Consider the following 2,382-nt stretch of genomic DNA (forward strand, 5'->3'; position numbering starts at 1 on the left):
GACGGGGGCCTCGGCCACCTGCGTGGCTTCCGCGGGGGCCGCCGTCCGCGCCAAGGGCGAGAACACGCGCAGGCGGTGGCCGTCGGGGTCCAGCGCCACGAAGGTGCGGCCAAAATCCATGTCGGTGGGCGCTTGCAGAATGGGCAGGCCGCGCAGGCTCCATTCACGATGGCGCTGGTTCAGGGCGTCGGGGTCCGCCACGCAGAAAGCCAGTTCAGACGCGCCGCCCCGCCCGGCAGCGGCGGGCTCGACCGTGTAGCGCGACCACAGGCCCAGCTTCAAGCCCGAGTCCAGCACGAACAGGGCAAAGGTGGGCGAATTCTCGACGGGCTGGCGTTGCAGAAGCGCGCTGTAGAACGCGGCGCTGGCCTGGGGTTTTTCAACGTAGAAAAGGACGTAGTTGCTGTCAGTCATGAGGCGCTCCTTGGGGTTGATGCGCTCATGGTAGGCAGGGGTACTGTCAGATTTTGGCAGTAGTGTGCATCAGCAGTCTTGTGAACCGTGCGCCATCGCGCGCCACTCTTTCAAGAGGACGTGGCGGCGCCGCGGATAGCGTTCGCGCGGGGTCAGCGTGGCGATGCGGTCGGTGCGGAAATGACGGAAGTCCTGGCGCAGTTCGCACCAGGCCATGACGATGCGCACGCTATCGAAAAAGCCCAGCGCGAACGGCCAGATGACGCGCGCGGAATCCAGGCCCTTGTCGTCGCGATACGTGATGTGTAGCCGGTGTTCCGCGCGTATTGCCTGGCGGATCAGCGCCACGTCCACCCGGTCGACCACCTTGGCGGCGCTAGGGCCGACCAAGAGCGGAATGGCATCGAGTTCGTCGCGCAGTTCCTGCGGCAGCACGGCGCCGATCTTGGCCAGCGCGTTGCGCGCCGCCATGACCAGCCGTTCATCGGATCGGCCCGCCACCCAGCGCGTGCCCAGCACCAGCGCTTCGATCTCTTCGGTGCTGAACATCAGCGGCGGCAGCATGAACCCGGGCCGCAGCACATAGCCCACGCCGGGCTCGCCTTCAATTTCCGCGCCCTGGCATTGCAGCGTTGCAATATCGCGGTACAGCGTGCGCAGGCTGATGCCCATTTCGCTGGCCAGGCGTTGGCCGCTGACCGGCAGGCGGTGGCGGCGCAGGGTCTGAAGCAGGTCCAGAAGGCGTTCGGTGCGGGACATGAAAAGGGCGCGTGGCGGTAACGGCGTAATGCTGCCACGAAATGGCAGCGGGGGCGCATGTTGCCCGCGCCGCCCGCTCCCGTCCGCGCGATCAGCCGTCGATCAGCCGTCGATCTTCTTGCCGGTGGCCACGTCGATCACCGAGCCGTCTTCCAGGCTGACCCGATAGATCTCGCGCACGACGTTGCCGGCGAAGCCGATTTCCACAATCGACACATCCTTGAACGTGGTGGCGATGCCATCGGGCAGCACGGCGTTGAACTTGTCCGACTCCTGCTTCATGGCGTCCTGCAAACGGCTGTCGTAGCGCGCCATGCTGTAGACCAGCGTGGTGTGCGGGTTGTGAGCGCGCACTTCCTTGCTGTCCTGCATGATGTTGACGCCGCTGACGCCCAACGTCTTGACCAGCTCGCGGCCGGCCTCGCTCATCTTGGCGTAGACCGGGCCGGTCACGCGCGGCAGCGGGCCGTCGCGCAGCGGGGCCAGGGCGGCGGTGGCCACGGTGTTGTAGCGCATCATGTCTTCAAAGCCCTGGCCGCTTTTGACCACGCCCAGGTCCAGCCACCACGGATGCCCGGCGCCCTTGGCGGCTTCGGTCGGGTAGAACGTTTTCAACGTAACGGCCAGCGGCGCGGGCGGCTTGGGCAAGGCTTTGAGCATGCGGGCCGGGGTGGCCGGGTCGGCACTATGGATGTGCACCACGGTCACGTGCGGCAGATTGGGCGTATCGGCCTCGGTCTTCAGGCCCAGGGCCAGCAGGTCTTGCTTGAGCACGCCATTGACCTTGGCGTCCAGCACGGCGTTCACCGATTGCGGCAGGCGATAGACCACGCCGTAGGTGGCCTTGTGGTCGCGGAATTCAGGCTTGTCCAGCGCGCTGTTGTCGATGGCGTCGGCGGCATGCGCGCTAAACGCGGCGGCAAGCGAGGTGGCGAACAGGCCGGCGGCGGCCAGGTGCAATGCACGTTTGATCATGGGGTATCCCTATCGTTGTTGACGTGACCCGCGAGAGTCTTCCGGCAGTGTGGCCCTCGGTGATGTACGGGGTATTGCATCAAGCGAAAGAATTCCGATACCGCGCGCGGTCGTTTCGATAGGTCGAATTTCCCGCTGATCAAGCCAGGAAAGCCGTGCCCACCACAACGATGCCCAGGACCAGGTTCACGCCCACCCAACGACGGATGGCGGCCATGGCCTGGGCGCCCCGGG

The 2,382-nt window shown here is 66.0% G+C and carries 3 protein-coding genes and 1 pseudogene; all 4 read right to left on the bottom strand.

Annotated elements, in window-relative coordinates:
* On the bottom strand, window positions 1-414 hold a 414-nt coding region (locus ACNPP0_RS18800), incomplete at its 3' end, for a VOC family protein (RefSeq protein WP_448706686.1).
* A gap of 69 nt (window positions 415-483) precedes the next feature.
* Window positions 484-1,173: a helix-turn-helix transcriptional regulator gene (locus tag ACNPP0_RS18805; protein ID WP_448706687.1), complete on the bottom strand. Its 690-nt coding sequence runs from the start codon at window positions 1,171-1,173 to the stop codon at window positions 484-486.
* A gap of 102 nt (window positions 1,174-1,275) precedes the next feature.
* A complete protein-coding gene (locus ACNPP0_RS18810) occupies window positions 1,276-2,148 on the bottom strand; it encodes a hypothetical protein (protein ID WP_448706688.1) in 873 nt (290 codons plus the stop codon).
* 139 nt (window positions 2,149-2,287) lie between these two features.
* Window positions 2,288-2,382 (bottom strand): annotated as a pseudogene (locus ACNPP0_RS18815) (hypothetical protein); the annotation flags it as partial.

It is taken from the genome of Achromobacter semiaridum, from assembly GCF_053543755.1.